Here is an 18,413-nt window from a genome sequence, read left to right as displayed (position 1 = left end):
CGCTTCAGGCCGCGCTGGCGAGGCGTTGGCACAAGCCCGCGAGCAGGCCTTCGGCCGCATCGATCACCGCTGCCTGATGCGGCTGCAGGTCCTGCCCCGCCCAGTCGTCGATATGGTCCGACAGCGGGTCGACCACCTCGGTGCGGTGATTGGCTAGCGTCTCGATGACGGCGTGGCCGCAGAATGGCACATAGCCTTCGGAATAGCCGCCTTCATGGCTCATCATCAGCCGTCCGTTCGAGACTTCGGCGGCGAGGGCCACCATGCGTGCGGCAAGGCGGCGAAAACATTCGCTGTTGAGCATCATGCGGCCGAGCGGGTCGAAGCCGGACGCATCGAAACCGGAAGCGACGATGACGAGGTCCGGCTTGAACGCGCGCAAGGCAGGGCCGATGACGCGGTCGAACGTGGCTTCATAGGCGCCGGTGCCGCTGCCGGCCGGCAGCGGGACGTTGATGTTATAGCCTTCGCCGGGCCCCTTGCCGTTGTCGCGGAGCGCGCCGCGTCCGGTCGGATAGAGATTGTCCTGATGCACGGAAATGGTCAGCACCGAGGGGTCGGAATAGAAAACCGTCTCGGTGCCATTGCCATGATGCACATCCCAGTCGACCACGGCGGCGCGGCCGAGCAGGCCCTCATGCTGCAGCCGGCGGACGGACACGCCGATGTTGGAGAACAGGCAATTCCCTATGGCCTGGTCGGGCTCGGCATGGTGGCCCGGCGGCCGCGCCAGCGCGTAGGCGTTGTCGACACGGCCGGTCAGCACGGCGCGCATGGCGGCATAGGTCGTGCCGGCGGACAAAAGGGCGATGTCGAAACTGTTGAGGCCGATCGGGGCCTGCGGCCCGGCGAAGCCGGAACCGCGTTCGCTGAGCATCCTGATGTCGTCGACATGGCGACGCGTATGCACGCGCAGCAGATCCTCGACCGAAACCGGCTCCGCGATGATCGGCACGAGATGGCGTGACAGGCCACTGACCTGGATGAGATTGTTGAGCCGGCGCTTCGAGCCGGGTGACTCCAGGTGCCGGCCGGGCTCCACGAAACGGCCGGGAGGCATCATGTCGGCGCTGGAGCCGGTGTCATGCCACATCAGCTGTTCGTGAAAAACGTAACCTGTCGCCATCCGCAGCGTCCTCCAAAACGATTTCGAGGCTAACAGGCCTGAGCAGGCTTCGCCCGACCCGAAAGGATGGGTTGGCCAGTTGCCTATACCCCTCCTTTCGGAGGGGCATGCCGGCTCTCGGCGGCCTGGGCTGCGCGCACCGCCTGGACGCGATTGGTGACGGCCAGCTTGCCGAAGATGTTCTTCAGGTGCCATTTCACCGTGGTTTCGCTTACCGACAGGGCAACCGCTATATCGCGATTGGACATGCCTTCGGTCAGGCAGTGCAGCAGTTCGGACTCGCGCTGCGTGAGTTGCTCCTTCTCCGCGGCCGGTGCGGCTGGCTTGCGCGTCCCGAGGGCCATCGTCTGCGCCGCATCGATGATGCGCGTGGCATAGGCCGACAGTGCCGGATCCGACTTTGCCTGCGCCGCACGCAGCCGCATCAAGCCTTCGATGACGAGCCTTCCCTCGTCGACGAAGGAGCGGATGAAGCCGGACGGTCGGGCAAGCCGCAGCGCATCGAGCAGATAACGGTCGGCTTCGCGCATGTCATGGCTGGCACTGGCCGTCTTGGCGCGCAGGATCAGCGCCAGTATGTGCCGGCGGATGCGTCCGCCGCTTCTGGTCCGCGCCAGAAGAGCATCGAAAATCCCGGCCGCTTCGGCATGGGCTTTCTCGGCTGTCAGCAGGCGGCCTTCGGCAAAGAACTCGAACTCGTTGGCGGTGGTGATGGCCATCGGGGCTACGGCGTCACCGCGGTGCTCGGTCAGCAGTGCGCGCGCTTCGGCATTGCGGTTCTGGTCGAGCAGCATCCGTATGCGGTCATGCAGGACCATCGATGCCAGGCGACGGTACACGGTGCCGCGCACGCGCTGGTAGACGCGGTCGAGCATGTCGAGCGCGGCCTCCGGGCGGCCGGTCAATTGCAGCACGCGGGCATATGTCGGCACGCTGGCCAAGGGATAGACGATGACCGCCGCGCCCTCGATCAGCGGTCCGAGGTTCTCCACCAGCGCCAGGGCTTCGCCCGAGGAATTGGTCTCATAGGCGAGTTCGGCAAGCAGCGTTCCGGCGAGCGCCTCGGCATAGGAATTGGCGCCGATCCGGGCCCTCGCCTCGATGATGGCGTTGCGCAGCAGCCGTTCGGCGGCGGGCAGCCGTCCGGCCGAACGCTCGATGACAGCCATGTAGCAGTTGGCGATGGTAACGCCGAGCAGGCTGCCGCTTCGTTCATGCGCCAGCCGCGCGGCATCAATCGCGGCGCGTGCGCCATCGAGATCGCCCAGCGCATAGAGATTGTAGCCGATGACGTTGGCGGTGGCGCCCTCCATGAACCAGGCGTCGGGCGCGATGATGCGCAGGGCCGCCAATGCGGTGTCGCGCGCGTCCTCGAACTGCTCCAGAGTGCTGTGCACCGCGGCATCGAGCACCGCGAGTTCGGCTTCGATCGTGGTGCCGGCCAGCGTGCCCGGATCCTTGCCGTCAGCAGGCCCGCTTTCGACGAGCTTGCGCGAGGAGGCGAGTGTCTGCTTGGCAATCTCCGGTTGGCTGCTGTGCACCGCCAGCCACAGCACGACCAATTGCAGCCGGATGCGCTGGTCGATCAGTTTTTTTGGCAGCAGCGCCAGCAGCTGGCGCACATAGAGCAGCTGGCATTGGGCGATGAGATCGAGCGCGTTGTTCTCGACGAACACCGCCGCGCGGGCCTGGTCGCCGGCGGCCAGCGCGTGGCCGATCGCCTCGGTCAGCATCTTGCGTTCGCCGAACCATTCCGAGGCCGCCAAATGCAGCGGCGCGATCATTTCCGGTTCGCGCCGCTCCATTTCGCGGCTGAGGAAATCGCGGAACAGATGATGGTAGCGGAACCAGCGCCGCTCGTCGTCGAGCGGCACCAGGAACAGATTGCGCGTTTCGATTTCCGTGATCGCCGCCTCCGCGTCCGCAGCGCGCATCACCGCGCGGCAGGCGTCGGCGCAGAAGCGTTCGAAGATCGAGCTGTAGAGCAGGAATTTTGCAATGTCGGGCGGCAGTTCCCCGAACACTTCGCCCATCAGGAAGTCGGCCACGTTGCGGCTGGCGCCGGTGAAATTGCCGATGACGGTTTCAGGCGCACGCGCGGCGCTCAGCGACAACGAAGCGAGCTGCAGGCCGGCTGCCCAGCCTTCCGCGCGGGAACACAAGGTTTCCACCGTGGTGGCGCTGACGCTCAGGCCGAGTTTGTCGTTGAAGAACGCCTCGGCTTCGGATGAGGCGAAACGCAGATCGTCGGGCCCGATCTCGAACACGTCGCCGAGCACCCTGAGCTTGCCGAGCTGCAGGTCGGGCAAGCTGCGCGAACCGATGACGAAGGCGACATTGGCAGGCGCCTGCCGCGTCAGCCGTTCCATGAAGCGCTTCACGGCCGGCGCTTCGACGGCGTGATAGTCGTCGAAGAACAGGGTGATGTCGGCCTCACGGGCGGCAAAGCCCGCGACCAGTGCGGCAAGCACGACATCGAGCTGCGGGATCGGGCTCGACTGGAACGCAAGATCGAGTTCGGCCGGATTTTGCACGAGATGGCGAAGCGCCCCCACCAGGTGGGCGAGGAAAGCGCCTTCGTCATTGTCGCTCGCCTCGCAGGACAGCCATGCCGTCAGCCGGCCGAGGCGTGCCGTTTCAGCCATCCATTGGGCCATCGTGGTCGATTTGCCAAAGCCGGCGGGCGCCGAAAACAGCACGATGCGGGTGTCGACATGCCGGTCCAGCGTCGACAGGATGCTCTCGCGCCGTACCCATCGGCGGTGGTGGAGCGATGCCTGGCTGGCTGGTTGTGAAGGTGTTTTCATCTGGCGTGGGGACACCATTCCGTCTCGATCAAGGGAATCTGCGGCGCCGCGTCACGCGGCAATGTTCCCTTGATCCTGGGATCGTCGGCGATTTCGAAGCCGGTCGCAAAGGGCTCGAATCCGCAGGCCCTGTAAAAACCGATGACGCTGTGATGGTCGAAGCTGCTGGTGTGCAGCCAGATGCGGCTGGGCTTGAGGCGCCATGCCAGGTCGAGCGCGCCGGCCATCAGCCGCTTGCCGAAACCACGGCCGGTCACGGAGGGGAACAGGCCGAAATAGGTGATCTCGATCTCGTCGTCGGCCACCAAGAATTCGACCATGCCGACATGGGCGCCGCTTTCATCATGGCCGTGATAGAGGTGCTGGCGCGGATCGGCGAAATGCGTGGCGATCTCGGCATCCGACATTTCGGCAGCGCGATCCCAGAGCCAGGGTGCACCGATCTCCAGGAAGATCGTGCGGTAGGAAGCACTGTCGGGTTTCGTGATCCTTGTCATGGTCAATGGCCGAGCGAGATCCGGCACCGGTGCGAGCGCTTCCATCCATGTCACCGCATTGACGATCTTGCCGGCCGGCACGCGCCGATAGCCGACCGTCAGATTGGTGTTTTCATCAGGCAACCTGCCTTCGGTGACCAACATCTGTCCTCGACCTTTCGCCGCGTCGTGACACCGGCATGCAGGAAGCTGATGCCAACTCTGCGCTCGCCTGCCAAGGGGTTCTCGGGGTGGGTCAAGATTTTTGGCCCGCCTGTCCCTTGCATTTCACAGAGATGGCATATGAGATATGATACACCATCGAAGGGAAAGCGGAATATCATGCCTGAGCGAATTGCGGACGAGGCCATTTTGAACGCGGTCGACGACGGCTTCGCGCGGCAGGTGGAATTCCTTGCGGACCTCGTGCGCTTTCCCTCGCAACGGGGCGAAGAACACGCGGCGCAATCGTTCATGACAGCCGCGTATGAAGCGGATGGCTATACGGTGGACATGTGGCGCGTCGATGTCGATGCCATTCGCGACCTGCCAGGCTTTTCGCCCGTCGCCGTCTCCTATGACGACGCCTTCAACGTCGTCGCCACCCACACGCCGCGAAACGCGACCGGCCGCTCGCTGATCCTCAACGGCCATATCGACGTCGTGCCGACGGGGCCACTCGATCGCTGGCTGCGCGACCCCTATGACCCGGTCATCGAGGACGGCTGGATGCATGGCCGCGGCGCCGGCGACATGAAGGCCGGCCTCTCGGCCTGCCTTTACGCGCTGGCCGCATTGCGCAGCCTGGGCTATCAGCCGGCCGCGAAGGTCTTCCTGCAATCGGTGGTCGAGGAAGAATGCACCGGCAATGGCGCGCTCGCTTGTCTGCAGCGCGGCTACCGCGCCGACGCCGCCTTCATCCCCGAACCCCTGGAGCCGAAGCTGATGCGGGCGCAGGTCGGCCCGATCTGGTTTAGGGTCGAGGTCGACGGCGATCCCCAGCATGCGTCGGGCGCTTTCTCGGCCGGCGCCAACGCCATCGAAAAGGCTTTCCTCATCATCCAGGCGTTGAAGCAGCTCGAAATCGTCTGGAACGCGCGCAAGGTCGACGACAGGCATTTCTGCGATCACCCGCATCCGATCCGTTTCAATCTCGGCAAGATCGAAGGCGGCGAATGGACATCGAGCGTCCCCGCGCGCTGCGTGTTCGAGATGCGTGTCGCCACCTATCCCGGCCAGAAGCTGGAGGATGCGAGAGCCGAGCTCGAGGCCTGCATCGCCGATGCGGCCCGCGCCGATCCGTTCCTGGCCAACCGCCCGCCCAGGATGACCTACAATGGCTTCATGGCCGAGGGCTATGTGCTGGAGGGCGCCGACGAGATGGAAGCCGTGCTGCGCCGTAGCCATACCGCCGTCTGGGGTGAGCCGCTGCAGGAACACGTCACCTCGGCCACCACGGATGCGCGCTTCTTCGGCCTTTACGCCGACACGCCGGCCATCGTCTACGGCCCGATCTGCCGCATGCCGCATGGCTATGATGAAGCGGTGGACCTCGATTCCGTGCGCAAGGTGACCCAGACGATCGCGCTGTTCATCGCCGACTGGTGTGGGCTGGAGCCTGTCGACCCCGAGGCGAGGCCATGACCGGCGCCGTGACGGACGCATTCGGCGAGACACTGGCCGAGGACGCGCCCGATGTCTCGATCGCCGATGCGCTTGCCATCCTGAGCCGGCACTACGGCCTTGTCGGCACCGCTCAGCCCTTGCCTGGCGAGCGCGACCACAATTTCCACGTCCGCACCGATGGCAATGGCGAGTTTGTCCTGAAAATCTCGCATCCGGCGGAAGAGGCCGGCTTCACCGATTTCCAGAACAAGGCGCTGGACCACATCCTTGCGGTCGACCCCACCTTGCCGGTTCCTTCAGTGCGCAAAAGCCTCGATGGCGATGCGCAGTTCACCGTCGGCATCGGCGGCTCGCAGCCGCGCATCGTCCGCCTGGTCACCTATTTGCCCGGCCAGTTGCTGTCGCGCTCGCCGGTATCGGCTGCGCAAGATCGCAATCTCGGCATCTTCCTCGCTCGTCTTGCCCGGGCACTGCGCGGCTTTTTCCATCCGGCCGCCGGCAGCGACCTTTTGTGGGATATCCGCAAGGTCCCCAAGACGCGGCCCATGCTGGCGCATATCGCCGATGCCGGGCATCGGGCCATGGTCGAGCGCGTCATCGATGCCTTCGAGGAGCACGCCGCGCCCCTCATCCCCAGCCTGCGCGCCCAGATCGTCCACAACGACATGAATTCCTACAATGTGGTGATGGACGCATCGCGGCCGGAGATCGTCAGCGGCATCCTCGACTTCGGCGACATGATCCATTCGCCGCTGATCTGCGATCTCGCCATCGGCGCCGTCTACCGCTGGCCGGCCGACGGCCACCCGCTGGCGCCCGCCGCGCGCTTCGTCGCCGGTTATCAATCGGTGCAGCCGCTCGAGGCCGAGGAGATCGGCATCCTGTTCGACCTGATCCGTGCCCGCCTGGCGCTCATCGCCAACATCGCGACCTGGCAGGCGGAGCGCTTTCCGGCCAAGCGCGATTACGTGCTGCGCCTCATCACCGAGGTCTGGGCCTCGCTCGAGCGGCTGGACGGACTGTCACATGGCGACGCCCGTCGCTATTTCCTCGATCATTCCAATCCGGAGTAGATGTTCGTGTCCCAATCCTCGCCCGCAAATGCCTCCGCCGACGCCGGCGCATCAGCATCCGAACGTGCTTTGCTCGAGCGTCGCGCCAGGCTGCTCGGCCCGACCTATCGCGCCTTCTACCGCAATCCGATCCATCTCGTGCGTGGCAGCGGCGTCTGGCTCTACGATGCCCAGGGCCGCAAGTTTCTCGACGCCTACAATAACGTCGCCTCGGTCGGGCACTGCCACCCGCGCGTCGTCGAGGCGCTGTCGGGGCAGGCGGCCACGCTCAACACCCATACGCGTTATCTCAGCGAAATCATCCTCGACTACGCCGAAAGACTTCTCGGCACGCTTCCGCCCCATCTCGGTCATGCCATGTTCACCTGCAGCGGCAGCGAGGCCAACGATCTCGCCATCCGCATCGCCCAGCATTCCAGCGGCAATACCGGCGTGATCATCACCGATTTTGCCTATCATGGCGCCACCATTGCCACCGCGCAGCTGTCGCCGGCAGCGGTCGGGGCAAAGGGCGTGCCCGCGCAGCACAGGACCGTGGCGGCGCCGGACACGTTTCGCGATCAAGGCCGGGCCGCGCGCGATTTCGCCAGGAACGTCGCCGCCGCCATCGAGGACATGCGTGCGCAAGGCATCCGTCCGGCGGCGCTGCTGCTCGACTCCGCCTTTTCCAGCGACGGAATTTTCTTCCCCGATGCGTCGGTGATGTGCGAGGCGGCCGATCACGTCAGGAAGGCGGGCGGCATCGTCATTGCCGACGAGGTCCAGTCCGGCTTCGGCAGGCTTGGCCAGGGCATGTGGGGTTTCGCCAATTACGGCCTCGAGCCCGACATCGTGACCATGGGCAAGCCGATCGGTGACGGGCATCCGATGGCCGCGGTCATCGTGCGGCCGCAGCTTGTTGCCTCCTTCGGCTCCAACACCGGCTACTTCAACACATTCGGCGGCAATCCGGTCGCGGCCGCCGTTGGCATCGCGGTGCTCGACGTGATCCAAGGCGAGGGACTGATCGAGAATGCCCGCATGGTTGGGGCCTATACGGGCGAGCTGCTGCGCGCCTTGCAGGGTCGCCACGGCATGGTCGCCGATGTCAGGCATAACGGTCTCTATTTCGGCGTCGAGTTGACGGCGGAGGGAGACGAGGCGCTGGCCTCCACCAGGACGTCGGCGGTCGTCGAAGCGATGCGCGAGGATGGCGTGCTGATCTCGTCGTGCGGTCCGCGCGGCAACGTGCTGAAGATCAGACCGCCGCTACCCTTCGCCAGGGACAATGCCGAGCAACTGGTCGAAACGCTCGATCGCACCCTGTCGCGCTGGGGATAGGAAAGGGGCGGCGATCGACATGCTGAAGCTCGAACATCAGACCCTGAACGACCGCGCCTATGGCGCGCTCAAGCAGGAGCTGATTTCGGGCGGCTTCAGCCCGGGCCAGACATTGGTCATCCGCAAGCTTGCCGAGACGTTCGGCATTTCGACGACGCCGATCCGGGAGGCGCTGCAACGGCTCGTCGCCGAGCGGCTTCTGGAGTTGCAGAACAACCGCTCGGTCATCGTGCCCTTGCTGTCTGCGCCCGCCTTCGAGGAACTGACGCGCATCCGCGTCGCGGTGGAGGGACTGGCGGGCGAGATGGCCGCCTCGCGCATCACCGAAGACGGGCTGGTCGACATACAGGCCACGCTGGCGGGCATGCAGCGCGCGATCGAGGCGGGCGACGCCGGGGCCTATCTCACGCTCAACGAGGCCTTCCACTTCGCCATCTACCGGCATGCCGGCGCGCCGATCCTGCTTAACATGATCCGTGACCTCTGGGGACGGGTCGGCCCCTATCTCAAGCTCCTGATGCAGGCCGAGCGCTATATACCCCAGTCGAACGAGGCGCATCGCAAGATCGTCGCCGCGTTGGCGCAGCGCAATGGCGCCGGCGTCAGGGCCTTCATAGAACAGGACATCGCGACGGCGGCAGCCGTGCTGGCAGGGAATCTTCGCGCGGCCGAATGACGACGCGATCCCGTCGCGGCCCGGCGTTCGGCTATCCGGTCTTGTCCAGCCGGTCGCGAAGCATGCTCCACGGCAGCAGCGCGTTCGGCGCAAAGCGCAGCAGGCTGTGGAACGGCATCGGCGACGGCGGCGCAAAGGGCAGCGGCAGATCGCGGGCGTCGGTTCCGCCAGCCCAGTCCGCAAGCACCTTGCCCATGGCCGTGGTCATGGCGATCCCGCGTCCATTGCAGGCGCGACCGGCGATCAGCCCCGGTCCGAGATCGATGAGGTGGGGCAGGAAATCGGGTTCGACCGCTGCCATCCCCGACCAGCCATAAGCGAGTGGCGGCAGGTCCGGGAGCTCGAGATGCCGGGCCAGCCGCCGCCGGATCGTCTGCGGCAGGCGTCGGTCGGCACCGAGGCCGAAGACATGCATGCCGCCGCTGATCAGCCTGTTCTCGGCATCGAAGCGGTAGGTGAAGAGATTGCGTCTCGTGTCGCCGACGCCTTGCCCGCCGGGCAACAGGCGGCTGCGCACCTCGCGCGGCAGCGGCGCCGTCGCGATCTGGAAGATCTTCAGCGGGAAATAACTTTTCCGAAGCCCCGGATTGAGCTGTCCGCCATAGGCATTGGTGGCGATCAGCACCTTTCCGGTGCGCACCGAACCCATTTGCGTCTTCAGCGACCAGCCGTCCGCGATGGGGTCGATCGCGGCGACGCGCGTGTGCTCGAACAGGCGCGCGCCGGCTTTTTGCGCCATATCGGCCAGGCCGCGCGCATAGGCGACCGGATTGAGCACGCCGCCGGAGCGGTCCATCCAGCCGCCGGCATAGCCGCGCGCGCCGGTCAGCGCCCCGACTTCTTGGCGGTCCAAGACGACGGCCGGCCGGCCGCGCTGCGCCCATTGCCCTGCGCGTGATTTGACCTTCTCGAGCGCGGCGGGGGAATGCGCGGGCTGGATCCATCCGCTCTGCAGCGCGTCGCACTCGATGCCGTGCCGCCTGATCAGGCCGAAGACCAGGTCGGCGCTGCCGGCGGCGAAATCGATCAGCCTCTCGCCGCGCGCGGGTCCGAGATGGGCTTTTATCGCATCCGGATCCATTTTGGCGAAGTTCGGCACGACGAAGCCGGCATTCCTGCCGGTAGCGCCCCAGGCGATGGTTTCGGCCTCGAGAACGGCGACCGAAAGACCTCTGGCCGCGGCATGCAGGGCGGTCGAAAGCCCGGTGAAGCCGCCGCCGACGATGGCAAGGTCGACACTAAGCTCGCCTTCCAACGCCGGGCGGAGGCGGGTCTCACGGCTGACCGCATGCCACAGCGAAAGCGCTTCCTGCCGGGCCATTGCGGTCACGAGCCGCTCTTGCCGGCGGCAACATTCGCCCGCGTGCCGAGCCGTGCCCGGCGCGGGCGTTCCCCGAACAGGCCGTTGGGGCGGACCAGGAGGATGACGCACAGCATGACGCCGATTGCGACGATCTGCAAAGATGCGGCGCGGGCCTGTTGCTCCGGCGGGAACAGCGCGCTGGTCAGCGTGCCCGATCCGGCCCAGATCCCCCAGACCAGGATGCTGCCGACGACGGCGCCAGGATTGCTGCCCGAGCCGCCAACGATGAGCATCACCCAGACCTGGAAGGTCAGGATCGGCAGGTAATTGTCCGGCGCGATGAAGCCGGTGAAATGCGCCTGCAACGCGCCTGCCAGCGCCATGATGGCGCCGCCGACGGCGAAGGCCTGGACACGGTAGAAGCGCGCGCTCTTGCCGAGCGAGATCGCCGCCCGTTCATCCTCCCGCAGCGCCCTCAGCACCCGGCCCCACGGGCTTCGGGACAGGTGCTCCAGCGCCAGATAGGCGACCAGCGTGACCGCTGAGACGACGGCAAGGTTCGACAGGTTGAACAGCAGCGGCGTCTCGGCGAGGCTGCCGAAAGGGCGCGGGATGAAGCCGATGCCGAACGGCCCACCGGTCAGTTTCTGAGCGTTGAGCGCGACCAGTTGCACGACGACGGCGACGCCGAAGGTGGTGATGGCCAGATAGTCGGATCTGAGCCGCAGCGTGGCGATGCCCGTCAGGGCCGCGGCGATGCCGCCGACGACCATGGCGCCGACCCAGCCGGCCAGGATCGGTAGCCCAAAACCGCCCAGACGCGCGGCATCGTCCGGCGTCGTCAGCAGCGCCGACGTGTAGGCGCCGATGGCGACGAAGCCGGCGAGCCCGACATTGAAGAGCCCGGTCAGCCCCCACTGCAGATTGAGCCCCAGCGTGACCAGCGAAAAGATCAGCGCCGTGGTCAGGAAGAATGCGCCGTAGCCGACGAGGTCGATCATCTTTCCCGAACTCCGAAAAGGCCGATCGGCCGCACGAACAGCACCGCCATCAAGATGATGAAGGAGACGGCGGCGCGCCATTCGGCGCCGATCAACTGCACGGCGCCCGCTTCAGCAAGCCCGATGATCAGCCCGCCGAGCACGGCGCCGGGGATGCTGCCGATACCGCCGAGAATGGCCGCGGCGAACATTGGCAGCAGCATGTCGAAACCCATGAACGGGCGGATCTGCACCAGGATGCCGATCATCACGCCGGCGACGCAGGCAAGTGCTGCGCCGATGATCCAGGTGACACGCACCACCTTGGCGACGTCGATGCCGACGATGCGGGCAAGTGCCGCATTCTGGCTCAGGGCCTGCATGGAACGGCCGGTCTGCGTGCGCGTCATCAACAGATGCACGCCCAGCACCAGAATCGCCGTCAGCAGCAAAAGTGCGATCTGGTCGGGCGTGATGCGGATGCCGAAGCCGACCGGCATGGCGATCTGGATGGCGCGGCTGAAGTAGGTCGGCCGTGAGGTGAAGGTGAACTCGAGCAGGCTGCGCAGCGCCATCGAGGCGCCGAAGCTTGCCATCACCACGATGATGGCCTGGCCCTGAGAGCGCAGCCGCGCGAACAGCACCTTGTCCAGCAGCAGCGCCAGCAGGGCGGTGAATGCCATGCCGACAACCAGCGCGACGATGAGCGGCCAGCCAAAGGAAAGCGGGGCGATCGGCGCCACCTTGCCGACCGTGGCGCCGATGGCGCCGACGACGGCCAGCGTCGCATAGGTGCCCCAGGCCATGAAGTCGCCATGGGCGAAGTTCGAAAAGCGCAGGATCGAATAGGTCAGCGTCACGCCAATGGCGCCGAGGCCGATCATCGAGCCCGTCAGGAATCCGTCGACGATGAATTGCAGGTTCATGCCGCACTTCCGTTTCCTGAAGGCGCGGCCTTGCCGGCGCTGTTCGGGCGCTGGCCGAGATAGAGTTCGGCGACCACCGGATCGCTCCACAGTTCTGAGGCAATGCCCTCGTGCCGGTCCTTACCTTCGACCAGTACATAGGCGCGGTCGCCGATGGCGAGCGCTGCCTTGGCGTTCTGTTCGACCAGCAGGATGGTGACGCCGGACTTGCGGATGCCGGCCAGCATCTCGAACACCATCGAGACGAATTTCGGCGACAGGCCGGCCGACGGCTCGTCCAGCACCAGCACCTTGGGATGGACGATCAGCGCCCGTGCGACGGCCAGCATCTGGCGCTGTCCGCCCGACAGATTGCCGGCAGCGATGCGGCGCTGGCGCGCAAGGTCCGGGAAGGTCGCGTACATCTCGTCGATGCGGGCGGGGACCTCGCGGCGCTCGATGATGCCGCAGGCAACCCTGAGATTGTCGTCGACCGACATCAGTGGAAATACGTTCTCCGTCTGTGGCACGAAGGCGAGCCCAAGCCTCACCATGGTGTGGGCCGGTGCGGTGGTGATATCCTTGCCGTCGAGGAGGACCGTACCGCCGGTGACCGGGACGAGACCGGCAATTGCCTTGATCAGGCTCGACTTGCCGGCACCGTTGGGGCCGAGAACGATGACGATTTCACCCTTCCTCACCGTGATCGAGGCGCCGCGCACGATCGGCACGCCGGGTTCGTAACCGGCTTCGAGGTTGCGGACGTCAAGCACGGTTCCGCTCATGCCGTGCCCCCGAGATAAGCCTCGATGACGCGCGGATCGCGCGCCACCTCGTCGGCCGTGCCCTCGCACAGAAGCTCGCCGCCGGCCATCACCAGGACGCGATGGCAGAGCCGCGTCACCATGTCGATGTTGTGCTCGATCAGAAGAAAGGTGATGCCGCTTCTGTTGATGTCACGGATGCGGTCGATGATGACTTCGAGCAGCGTGGCGTTGACTCCGGCCGCGGGCTCGTCGAGCAGGATGATGGCCGGGTCGGCCATCATCACGCGGGCAAGTTCGAGCAGTTTGCGCTGGCCGCCGGAAAGCACCCGCGCCGGTTCGTCAGCCAGCCGGGTGAGCGAGACCAGTTCAAGCAGTTCGGCGGCCTTCTCGGCGGCTGCCTTCTCTTCGGCGGCGACCCGCCACGGAATCAGGAAATTGGCGAGCAGCCGCTCTCCGGCCTGACCTTGCGCGGCGAGCATGACGTTTTCGATCAGCGTGAGATTGGGCAAGGGCCGCGGAATTTGGAAGGTGCGCCCGAGACCGCGGCCAATGCGCAGATGCGCTGCTTCGCCGGAGACGAGCGCCCCGTTGAGACGGATCTCGCCGCTTGTCGGCAGGATGCTGCCGGCAAGCAGGTCGAACATCGTCGTCTTGCCAGCGCCGTTGGGGCCGATCAGGCCGAGGATCTCGCCCGGGCGGACCTCGAACGAGACGTTGTTGACGGCGACGAGGCCGCCGAAACGCCGCACGACGTTCTTCGCTGCCAGAACCGGCGCCTGGGTCTCCGTCCCATGCCGTTTCGCCGTGTCGTTCATCAAGCCCTCTGGCCGAAGCGACCTTTGCCGCTTTCTGATTTTTTGATTTGTGATCACGCTTGCTTTGATCACGCTAATCAGCTTTAATTTTCTCCGCAAGCCGAAAACAGGCCAGGCCGACGAAAAGGCCGAGATCGGGAACGCCATGCAAAGGGCTGCTGTCGAGCGCAACAACGAGGTCATCGCCGCGCAACTCGCGCCGGTCGGCCGCGAGACGGTGCAGGACCGCGTCTATTCCGAATTGCGCCGGGCGCTCATCGGCGGTCTGTTCGAGCCGAGCCAGGTTCTGACCATACGCGGCCTTGCCGATGCGCTGGTCACGTCCACCATGCCGGTGCGCGAGGCGCTCGGGCGGCTAATCACGGAAAAGGCGCTGGAAGCGCTTCCCAACCGGTCGGTGCGGGTGCCGCCGATCACGCTGGAACGCATCGACGACCTGCTGCGCGCCCGTGCCTTGATCGAAGGCGAGGCGATCGCGCTTGCCGCCGCGCGTATGGATCCGCGCCAGATCGCCACCATCGAAACCATTCTCGGTGAATGGGACGAGATGCGGGCGCTGAAGCACAAGAAGGATGTCGATCGCGAGGTGACGCTCAACCAGAGTTTTCATTTCGAAATCTATCGCGCCTGCGGTTCCGCCGTGCTGATCCCGATGATCGAGAGCCTCTGGCTGCAGTCGGGACCATGCATCCGCGTTGCGATCTATGCTTTTTCCGAGGCCGGCGAGGTCGACACCGCTCACTATCATCGCAGCATCGTCGCCGCGCTTGCCGCACAGGACGCCCAGGCCGCGCGCGAGGCGCTGGTGGCCGACATCAGCCGTCCCTTCGCTTTCCTGCGCGACAAGCTGAAGTTGACGGCGAAGGCGGAGTGAATGACCGATATGACCAGACGCGCCATCAGGATCACCGAGCCGCGTTCCGAGCTGTCGGTGACGGCGCAGTTGCTGCCGGAAAAAGCACCCGAGAACGCCGCGTTTTTGTGGTCCTATCTGGCCGAGCCGCGCGTCGTCGTGGGCATTCATGCCATGTGGACCGGCCCGGAAATCTCCTGTCCGATCCCCACGACACATCTGAAGGGCGAGGCCTTTGCCCAGGCCTTGCCAGCGGAGAACGCGACGCTGACGCCGCAGCCCGGCGATATCGTGCTTTCCTACGTGCCGCCGCGCATGTGGGGCGGCAACCCGCATGCGATCTTCGACATCGGCCTGTTCTACGGGCAAGGCGCGCGCTTGCTGTTTCCGATCGGCTGGCTGGCGGGAAGCGTCGTTGCGCAGGTGCTGCCCGAAGAACGCGATCAGTTCGCTTCTGCCTGCGGCATCATTCGCCGCAACGGCGCCTGCGATGTCACCTTCACGCGGCTGGAGAGCTGAAATGGCTGAACGCGACGACAGCTTCGAACTTTTCGACCTCCGCGTCGAGGCCGTCGTCCCCCAAGGCAAGCCGGTTTATTGCGGCGCCAGGCCCGGCGACTATTTCGAGCTGAAGGGCGAGATGCTGTCGATGCCGGCGGGCCAGGGATTCTCGATCTATTCCATAGCGGCCGTGCTGCCGCTGCTGGCGGCAAAGCAACGCCCCACCCATGCCAATGACTGGATGACCTCGGATGCCGAGATCGCCTGTCCCGATCCCAATTGCGCCAGCAGGCTCAGGATCGTCAGGACCGGCAAACGGCGGTTCAGCCACGCCGAGACCACGGCGGTGCCGCTGCCGAAGGAGAGTGGAGAGAGATGACCGCCAAGACTTTCGAACTCAGCCCCGGCTACACCATCTCGCGCGTCATTCGCGGTGGCTGGCAATTGGCCGGCGGCCACGGCGCGGTCGACCGTCAGCAGGCGGTGGCCGATCTGGTCGCCACTTTCGACGCCGGCATCTGGACCTATGACTGCGCCGATATCTACACCGGCGTCGAGGAGCTTATCGGAGCGGCGCGGCTGCGTCTGGCCAACGAACGTGGCCTCGATGCCGCCGCCAGGATGAGAGTCCACACCAAGCTGGTGCCGGACCTCGAGCGGCTCGCCGGCATCAGTCGCGATTACATCAGAGGCATCGTCGACCAGTCTCTGCGGCGGCTGAAGACCGAGCGGCTCGACCTCGTGCAGTTCCACTGGTGGGACTATTCGGTGCCTCGCTATGTCGACGCGATGGGCTGGCTCGACGAGCTCCGGCTGGAAGGCAAGGTGCGCAATGTCGGCACCACCAATTTCGATACGCAGCGTCTCGGCGAGATCCTATCGGCGGGCGTGCCAGTCGTCAGCCAGCAACTGCAATACTCCGTCCTCGACCAGCGCCCGGCGGCGAGCCTCGCCGCGCTCGCCGCACGCAACGGCGTCAGCTTTCTCTGCTACGGTTCGGTGGCCGGCGGCTTTCTCGGCGACAGATGGCTCGGCGTCGCCGAGCCGGACATGCCGCTCGAAAACCGCTCGCTGGTCAAATATAAGCTGATCATCGACGACTTCGGCGGCTGGGAGCTCTTCCAATCCCTGCTCAATGTGCTGAAGCGGATCGGCGATCGCCACGGCGTCGACATCGCCACTGTCGCCAGCGCCTGGGTGCTCGAGCAGCCGCAGGTGGCGGCCGTCATCGTCGGCGCCCGCAACCAGGCGCATGCGCTGGCCAATGCGAAAATCATGGATGTGGCGCTCGGGACCGAGGACCGGGCAGAGATCGGCGCCGTGATCGCCCAGGGCCGCGGTCCCCTCGGCGACGTCTACACGCTGGAGCGCGACCGTCACGGCCGCCACGGCTCGATCATGCACTACAATCTCAACGCGGCCCGGCCATGAGCACCGCCATCGAAAGCCTGTTTTCGCGGGCCAGCACCGAGATCGTCGAGTTGCATCGCTTCTTCGTCGACTGGTTCGTCGCATCGCGCGCCGACAAGGCCGATTTCAGCCGCTTCGAACGCGTCATGGGCGAAGGCTTGGCCATGGTCACGCCGGACGGCAAGGTCCTCGATCGCGATGCGGTCGTCGACCACGTCCGCACGAGCCGCGCTTCCTGTGACGAAGCCTTCGCCATCTCGATCGAGGACATCCGGCCGGGCTGGCAAACCGGCGACGCGATCGTCGTGCTCTATGTCGAGGCGCAGTTGCGGGGCGGCAAGCACAGCCGCCGTCAGTCGAGTGCGCTCTTCACCACCAATCCATCGGCGCCCAACGGCGTCGAATGGCGACATCTGCATGAAACCTGGCTGCAGGTGCCGGAAAGCTGAACAGGCTCCAGACGTGAAATTTGGTTCGTGTAACTCAATTCGTGTAGCTCAAGGGGAACAACAATGAGAAAGACGATACTCCAACTCACCACCGCGCTCGCTCTCGTGACGCTCGCCGGCGCGGCCCATGCCGCCGACTGCAAGATCACGGTCGGCCTCGTCATGGAATTGACCGGACCGGCCGGTGAATACGGCCAGGCCGGCGCAAAATCGGTCGAGATGGCCTTCCGCGACATCAACGACGCCGGCGGCGTTCGCGGCTGCGATCTGGTGACCGACACGCGCGACAGCCAGAGCCAGGGCAATATCGCCGTCGATGCGGCGACCCAGCTGGTTCAGGTCAAGAAGGTGCCGGTGATCATCGGCGGCATCATCTCCTCGGTGTCGATCCCGATCCTGACCTCGGTCACCGCACCGGCCAAGATCGTCCAGGTCTCGCCGGCGTCCTCCTCGCCGACGCTGACCGCGCTCGGGCGCGACGGCAAGACCAACGGCATCTTCTTCCGCACCATCACCTCGGATGCGCTGCAAGGCGTGGCCGCTGCCAAATACGCCATCGACAAGGGCTTCAAGAAGCTGTCGATCATCCATGTCAACAATGATTTCGGGGTCAACATGGTGGCCGAATTCTCGCGCGCCTACAAAGCGCTCGGCGGCACCGTCGTCTCCGACACGCCCTACAACGAGAAGCAGTCGAGCTATGCCTCGGAAGTCACGGCGGCCATGGCCGGCGAGCCGGACGGGCTTTACCTCGTCAGCACGCCGGTTGACGGCGCCACCGTCGCCCGTACCTGGATTTCGCAGGGCGGCGTGCAGAAATTCCTGCTCAATGACGGCATGAACAGCCCTGATTTCATCGAGTCCGTCGGCGCCGACTATCTCAAGGAGGCCTATGGCACCTCCTCCGGCACCAGCCCGACCGCCTCCACCGATTATTTCACCAAGAACTACAAGGCGTTCTCGGGCATCGAGCCTTCGAATCCCGCGGCCGACCGTTCCTATGATGCCGGCGCCATTGTCGGCCTGGCAATCGCCATCGCCGGCTCAGAGGATCCGGCCAAGATCAAGGACGCCATGTACAAGGCGGTCGATCCGGCCGGCGCGCCGATCTTTGCCGGCAAGGAAGAATTCGCCAAGGCGCTCGGATTGATCAAGGACGGCAAGCCGATCCGCTACGAAGGTGTCATCGGCCCGGTCGCCTTCGACAAATATGGCGACATCACCGGTCCGTTCCGCTTGTGGAAGATCGTCGACGGGAAGGTGACGACCGACGGTGAAATGACCACCGACGACGTCAATGCCCTGCAGGCGAAGCTCCAGTAGGCC

At 65.4% G+C, this 18,413-nt stretch carries 18 protein-coding genes; 10 read left to right on the top strand and 8 right to left on the bottom strand.

Annotated features, from left to right (window positions below):
- Window positions 1-4 precede the first annotated feature (4 nt).
- The 3 genes from LB566_RS05140 to LB566_RS05130 all read right to left on the bottom strand — a co-directional run bounded on the left by LB566_RS05140 (window position 5) and on the right by LB566_RS05130 (window position 4,574).
- Window positions 5-1,126 (bottom strand): class II histone deacetylase, encoded by a 1,122-nt coding sequence (locus tag LB566_RS05140; protein WP_224623549.1) that lies wholly within the window; start codon window positions 1,124-1,126, stop codon window positions 5-7.
- A gap of 83 nt (window positions 1,127-1,209) precedes the next feature.
- Window positions 1,210-3,933 carry a LuxR C-terminal-related transcriptional regulator gene (locus LB566_RS05135; protein ID WP_224623548.1) on the bottom strand — a complete coding sequence of 908 codons (2,724 nt, stop codon included), beginning with the start codon at window positions 3,931-3,933 and terminating at the stop codon, window positions 1,210-1,212.
- A complete protein-coding gene (locus LB566_RS05130; RefSeq protein WP_224623547.1) occupies window positions 3,930-4,574 on the bottom strand; it encodes a GNAT family N-acetyltransferase in 645 nt (214 codons plus the stop codon). The genes LB566_RS05135 and LB566_RS05130 overlap by 4 nt, the downstream gene beginning before the upstream one ends.
- A 177-nt stretch (window positions 4,575-4,751) precedes the next feature.
- On the opposite strand from LB566_RS05130, the gene LB566_RS05125 reads away from it, so the two are divergent.
- The 4 genes from LB566_RS05125 to LB566_RS05110 are packed head-to-tail and all read left to right on the top strand — an operon-like array spanning window position 4,752 to window position 9,104.
- Window positions 4,752-6,053, top strand: a complete 1,302-nt coding sequence (locus LB566_RS05125; RefSeq protein ID WP_224623546.1) for an ArgE/DapE family deacylase — start codon at window positions 4,752-4,754, stop codon at window positions 6,051-6,053.
- The gene (locus LB566_RS05120; RefSeq protein ID WP_224623545.1) at window positions 6,050-7,108 is read left to right on the top strand and encodes a phosphotransferase; all 1,059 of its coding nucleotides are present in this window, start codon (window positions 6,050-6,052) and stop codon (window positions 7,106-7,108) included. The genes LB566_RS05125 and LB566_RS05120 overlap by 4 nt, the downstream gene beginning before the upstream one ends.
- Window positions 7,109-8,428, top strand: coding sequence for an aspartate aminotransferase family protein (locus LB566_RS05115; RefSeq protein ID WP_224623544.1), 1,320 nt, complete (start codon window positions 7,109-7,111; stop codon window positions 8,426-8,428).
- Between the two features lie 19 nt (window positions 8,429-8,447).
- Window positions 8,448-9,104 carry a GntR family transcriptional regulator gene (locus tag LB566_RS05110; RefSeq protein WP_224623543.1) on the top strand — a complete coding sequence of 219 codons (657 nt, stop codon included), beginning with the start codon at window positions 8,448-8,450 and terminating at the stop codon, window positions 9,102-9,104.
- Between the two features lie 31 nt (window positions 9,105-9,135).
- Here the strand turns inward: LB566_RS05110 and LB566_RS05105 are convergent, their stop codons facing one another.
- From LB566_RS05105 to LB566_RS05085, 5 genes are read right to left on the bottom strand one after another with little or no spacing between them, the layout of a single operon-like run.
- Window positions 9,136-10,434, bottom strand: a complete 1,299-nt coding sequence (locus LB566_RS05105; RefSeq protein WP_318012819.1) for an FAD-dependent oxidoreductase — start codon at window positions 10,432-10,434, stop codon at window positions 9,136-9,138.
- Window positions 10,431-11,408 (bottom strand): branched-chain amino acid ABC transporter permease, encoded by a 978-nt coding sequence (locus LB566_RS05100; protein ID WP_224623542.1) that lies wholly within the window; start codon window positions 11,406-11,408, stop codon window positions 10,431-10,433. The genes LB566_RS05105 and LB566_RS05100 overlap by 4 nt, the downstream gene beginning before the upstream one ends.
- A complete protein-coding gene (locus LB566_RS05095) occupies window positions 11,405-12,313 on the bottom strand; it encodes a branched-chain amino acid ABC transporter permease (RefSeq protein WP_224623541.1) in 909 nt (302 codons plus the stop codon). The genes LB566_RS05100 and LB566_RS05095 overlap by 4 nt, the downstream gene beginning before the upstream one ends.
- A complete protein-coding gene (locus tag LB566_RS05090; protein WP_224623540.1) occupies window positions 12,310-13,077 on the bottom strand; it encodes an ABC transporter ATP-binding protein in 768 nt (255 codons plus the stop codon). Before LB566_RS05090 ends, LB566_RS05095 begins: the two co-directional genes overlap by 4 nt.
- Window positions 13,074-13,874: an ABC transporter ATP-binding protein gene (locus tag LB566_RS05085; protein ID WP_224623539.1), complete on the bottom strand. Its 801-nt coding sequence runs from the start codon at window positions 13,872-13,874 to the stop codon at window positions 13,074-13,076. Before LB566_RS05085 ends, LB566_RS05090 begins: the two co-directional genes overlap by 4 nt.
- Before the next feature lie 145 nt (window positions 13,875-14,019).
- Here LB566_RS05085 and LB566_RS05080 point away from each other — a divergent pair, with 145 nt between their 5' ends.
- From LB566_RS05080 to LB566_RS05055, 6 genes are all read left to right on the top strand, one after another.
- Window positions 14,020-14,748: a GntR family transcriptional regulator gene (locus tag LB566_RS05080; protein WP_140638486.1), complete on the top strand. Its 729-nt coding sequence runs from the start codon at window positions 14,020-14,022 to the stop codon at window positions 14,746-14,748.
- Entirely contained in the window at window positions 14,749-15,246 is a 498-nt protein-coding gene (locus LB566_RS05075; RefSeq protein WP_224623538.1) for a DUF3830 family protein, read from the top strand.
- Between the two features lies 1 nt (window position 15,247).
- Window positions 15,248-15,607 (top strand): TIGR04076 family protein, encoded by a 360-nt coding sequence (locus LB566_RS05070; protein WP_140551228.1) that lies wholly within the window; start codon window positions 15,248-15,250, stop codon window positions 15,605-15,607.
- Complete coding sequence (locus tag LB566_RS05065) at window positions 15,604-16,659, top strand: aldo/keto reductase (RefSeq protein WP_224623537.1); 1,056 nt, start codon at window positions 15,604-15,606, stop codon at window positions 16,657-16,659. The genes LB566_RS05070 and LB566_RS05065 overlap by 4 nt, the downstream gene beginning before the upstream one ends.
- Window positions 16,656-17,087 carry a DUF4440 domain-containing protein gene (locus LB566_RS05060; protein ID WP_224623536.1) on the top strand — a complete coding sequence of 144 codons (432 nt, stop codon included), beginning with the start codon at window positions 16,656-16,658 and terminating at the stop codon, window positions 17,085-17,087. The genes LB566_RS05065 and LB566_RS05060 overlap by 4 nt, the downstream gene beginning before the upstream one ends.
- Before the next feature lie 63 nt (window positions 17,088-17,150).
- Window positions 17,151-18,410 carry an ABC transporter substrate-binding protein gene (locus LB566_RS05055; protein WP_224623535.1) on the top strand — a complete coding sequence of 420 codons (1,260 nt, stop codon included), beginning with the start codon at window positions 17,151-17,153 and terminating at the stop codon, window positions 18,408-18,410.
- Window positions 18,411-18,413 lie beyond the last annotated feature (3 nt).

It is taken from the genome of Mesorhizobium sp. CA13 (assembly GCF_020165235.1).
In the GTDB taxonomy this organism is placed as follows: Bacteria; Pseudomonadota; Alphaproteobacteria; order Rhizobiales; family Rhizobiaceae; genus Mesorhizobium.
Note: the sequence above shows the minus strand (reverse complement) of the source record. Positions and strands in the feature narration are given on the sequence as shown.

What these genes read in the sequence shown, in the direction of transcription:
- LB566_RS05140 (WP_224623549.1), bottom strand. Translation starts at nt 1,126, where the DNA reads ATGGCGACAGGTTACGTTTTTCACGAACAGCTGATGTGGCATGACACC.
- LB566_RS05135 (WP_224623548.1), bottom strand. Translation starts at nt 3,933, where the DNA reads ATGAAAACACCTTCACAACCAGCCAGCCAGGCATCGCTCCACCACCGC.
- LB566_RS05130 (WP_224623547.1), bottom strand. Translation starts at nt 4,574, where the DNA reads ATGTTGGTCACCGAAGGCAGGTTGCCTGATGAAAACACCAATCTGACG.
- LB566_RS05125 (WP_224623546.1), top strand. Translation starts at nt 4,752, where the DNA reads ATGCCTGAGCGAATTGCGGACGAGGCCATTTTGAACGCGGTCGACGAC.
- LB566_RS05120 (WP_224623545.1), top strand. Translation starts at nt 6,050, where the DNA reads ATGACCGGCGCCGTGACGGACGCATTCGGCGAGACACTGGCCGAGGAC.
- LB566_RS05115 (WP_224623544.1), top strand. Translation starts at nt 7,109, where the DNA reads ATGTTCGTGTCCCAATCCTCGCCCGCAAATGCCTCCGCCGACGCCGGC.
- LB566_RS05110 (WP_224623543.1), top strand. Translation starts at nt 8,448, where the DNA reads ATGCTGAAGCTCGAACATCAGACCCTGAACGACCGCGCCTATGGCGCG.
- LB566_RS05100 (WP_224623542.1), bottom strand. Translation starts at nt 11,408, where the DNA reads ATGATCGACCTCGTCGGCTACGGCGCATTCTTCCTGACCACGGCGCTG.
- LB566_RS05095 (WP_224623541.1), bottom strand. Translation starts at nt 12,313, where the DNA reads ATGAACCTGCAATTCATCGTCGACGGATTCCTGACGGGCTCGATGATC.
- LB566_RS05090 (WP_224623540.1), bottom strand. Translation starts at nt 13,077, where the DNA reads ATGAGCGGAACCGTGCTTGACGTCCGCAACCTCGAAGCCGGTTACGAA.
- LB566_RS05085 (WP_224623539.1), bottom strand. Translation starts at nt 13,874, where the DNA reads ATGAACGACACGGCGAAACGGCATGGGACGGAGACCCAGGCGCCGGTT.
- LB566_RS05080 (WP_140638486.1), top strand. Translation starts at nt 14,020, where the DNA reads ATGCAAAGGGCTGCTGTCGAGCGCAACAACGAGGTCATCGCCGCGCAA.
- LB566_RS05075 (WP_224623538.1), top strand. Translation starts at nt 14,749, where the DNA reads ATGACCGATATGACCAGACGCGCCATCAGGATCACCGAGCCGCGTTCC.
- LB566_RS05070 (WP_140551228.1), top strand. Translation starts at nt 15,248, where the DNA reads ATGGCTGAACGCGACGACAGCTTCGAACTTTTCGACCTCCGCGTCGAG.
- LB566_RS05065 (WP_224623537.1), top strand. Translation starts at nt 15,604, where the DNA reads ATGACCGCCAAGACTTTCGAACTCAGCCCCGGCTACACCATCTCGCGC.
- LB566_RS05060 (WP_224623536.1), top strand. Translation starts at nt 16,656, where the DNA reads ATGAGCACCGCCATCGAAAGCCTGTTTTCGCGGGCCAGCACCGAGATC.
- LB566_RS05055 (WP_224623535.1), top strand. Translation starts at nt 17,151, where the DNA reads ATGAGAAAGACGATACTCCAACTCACCACCGCGCTCGCTCTCGTGACG.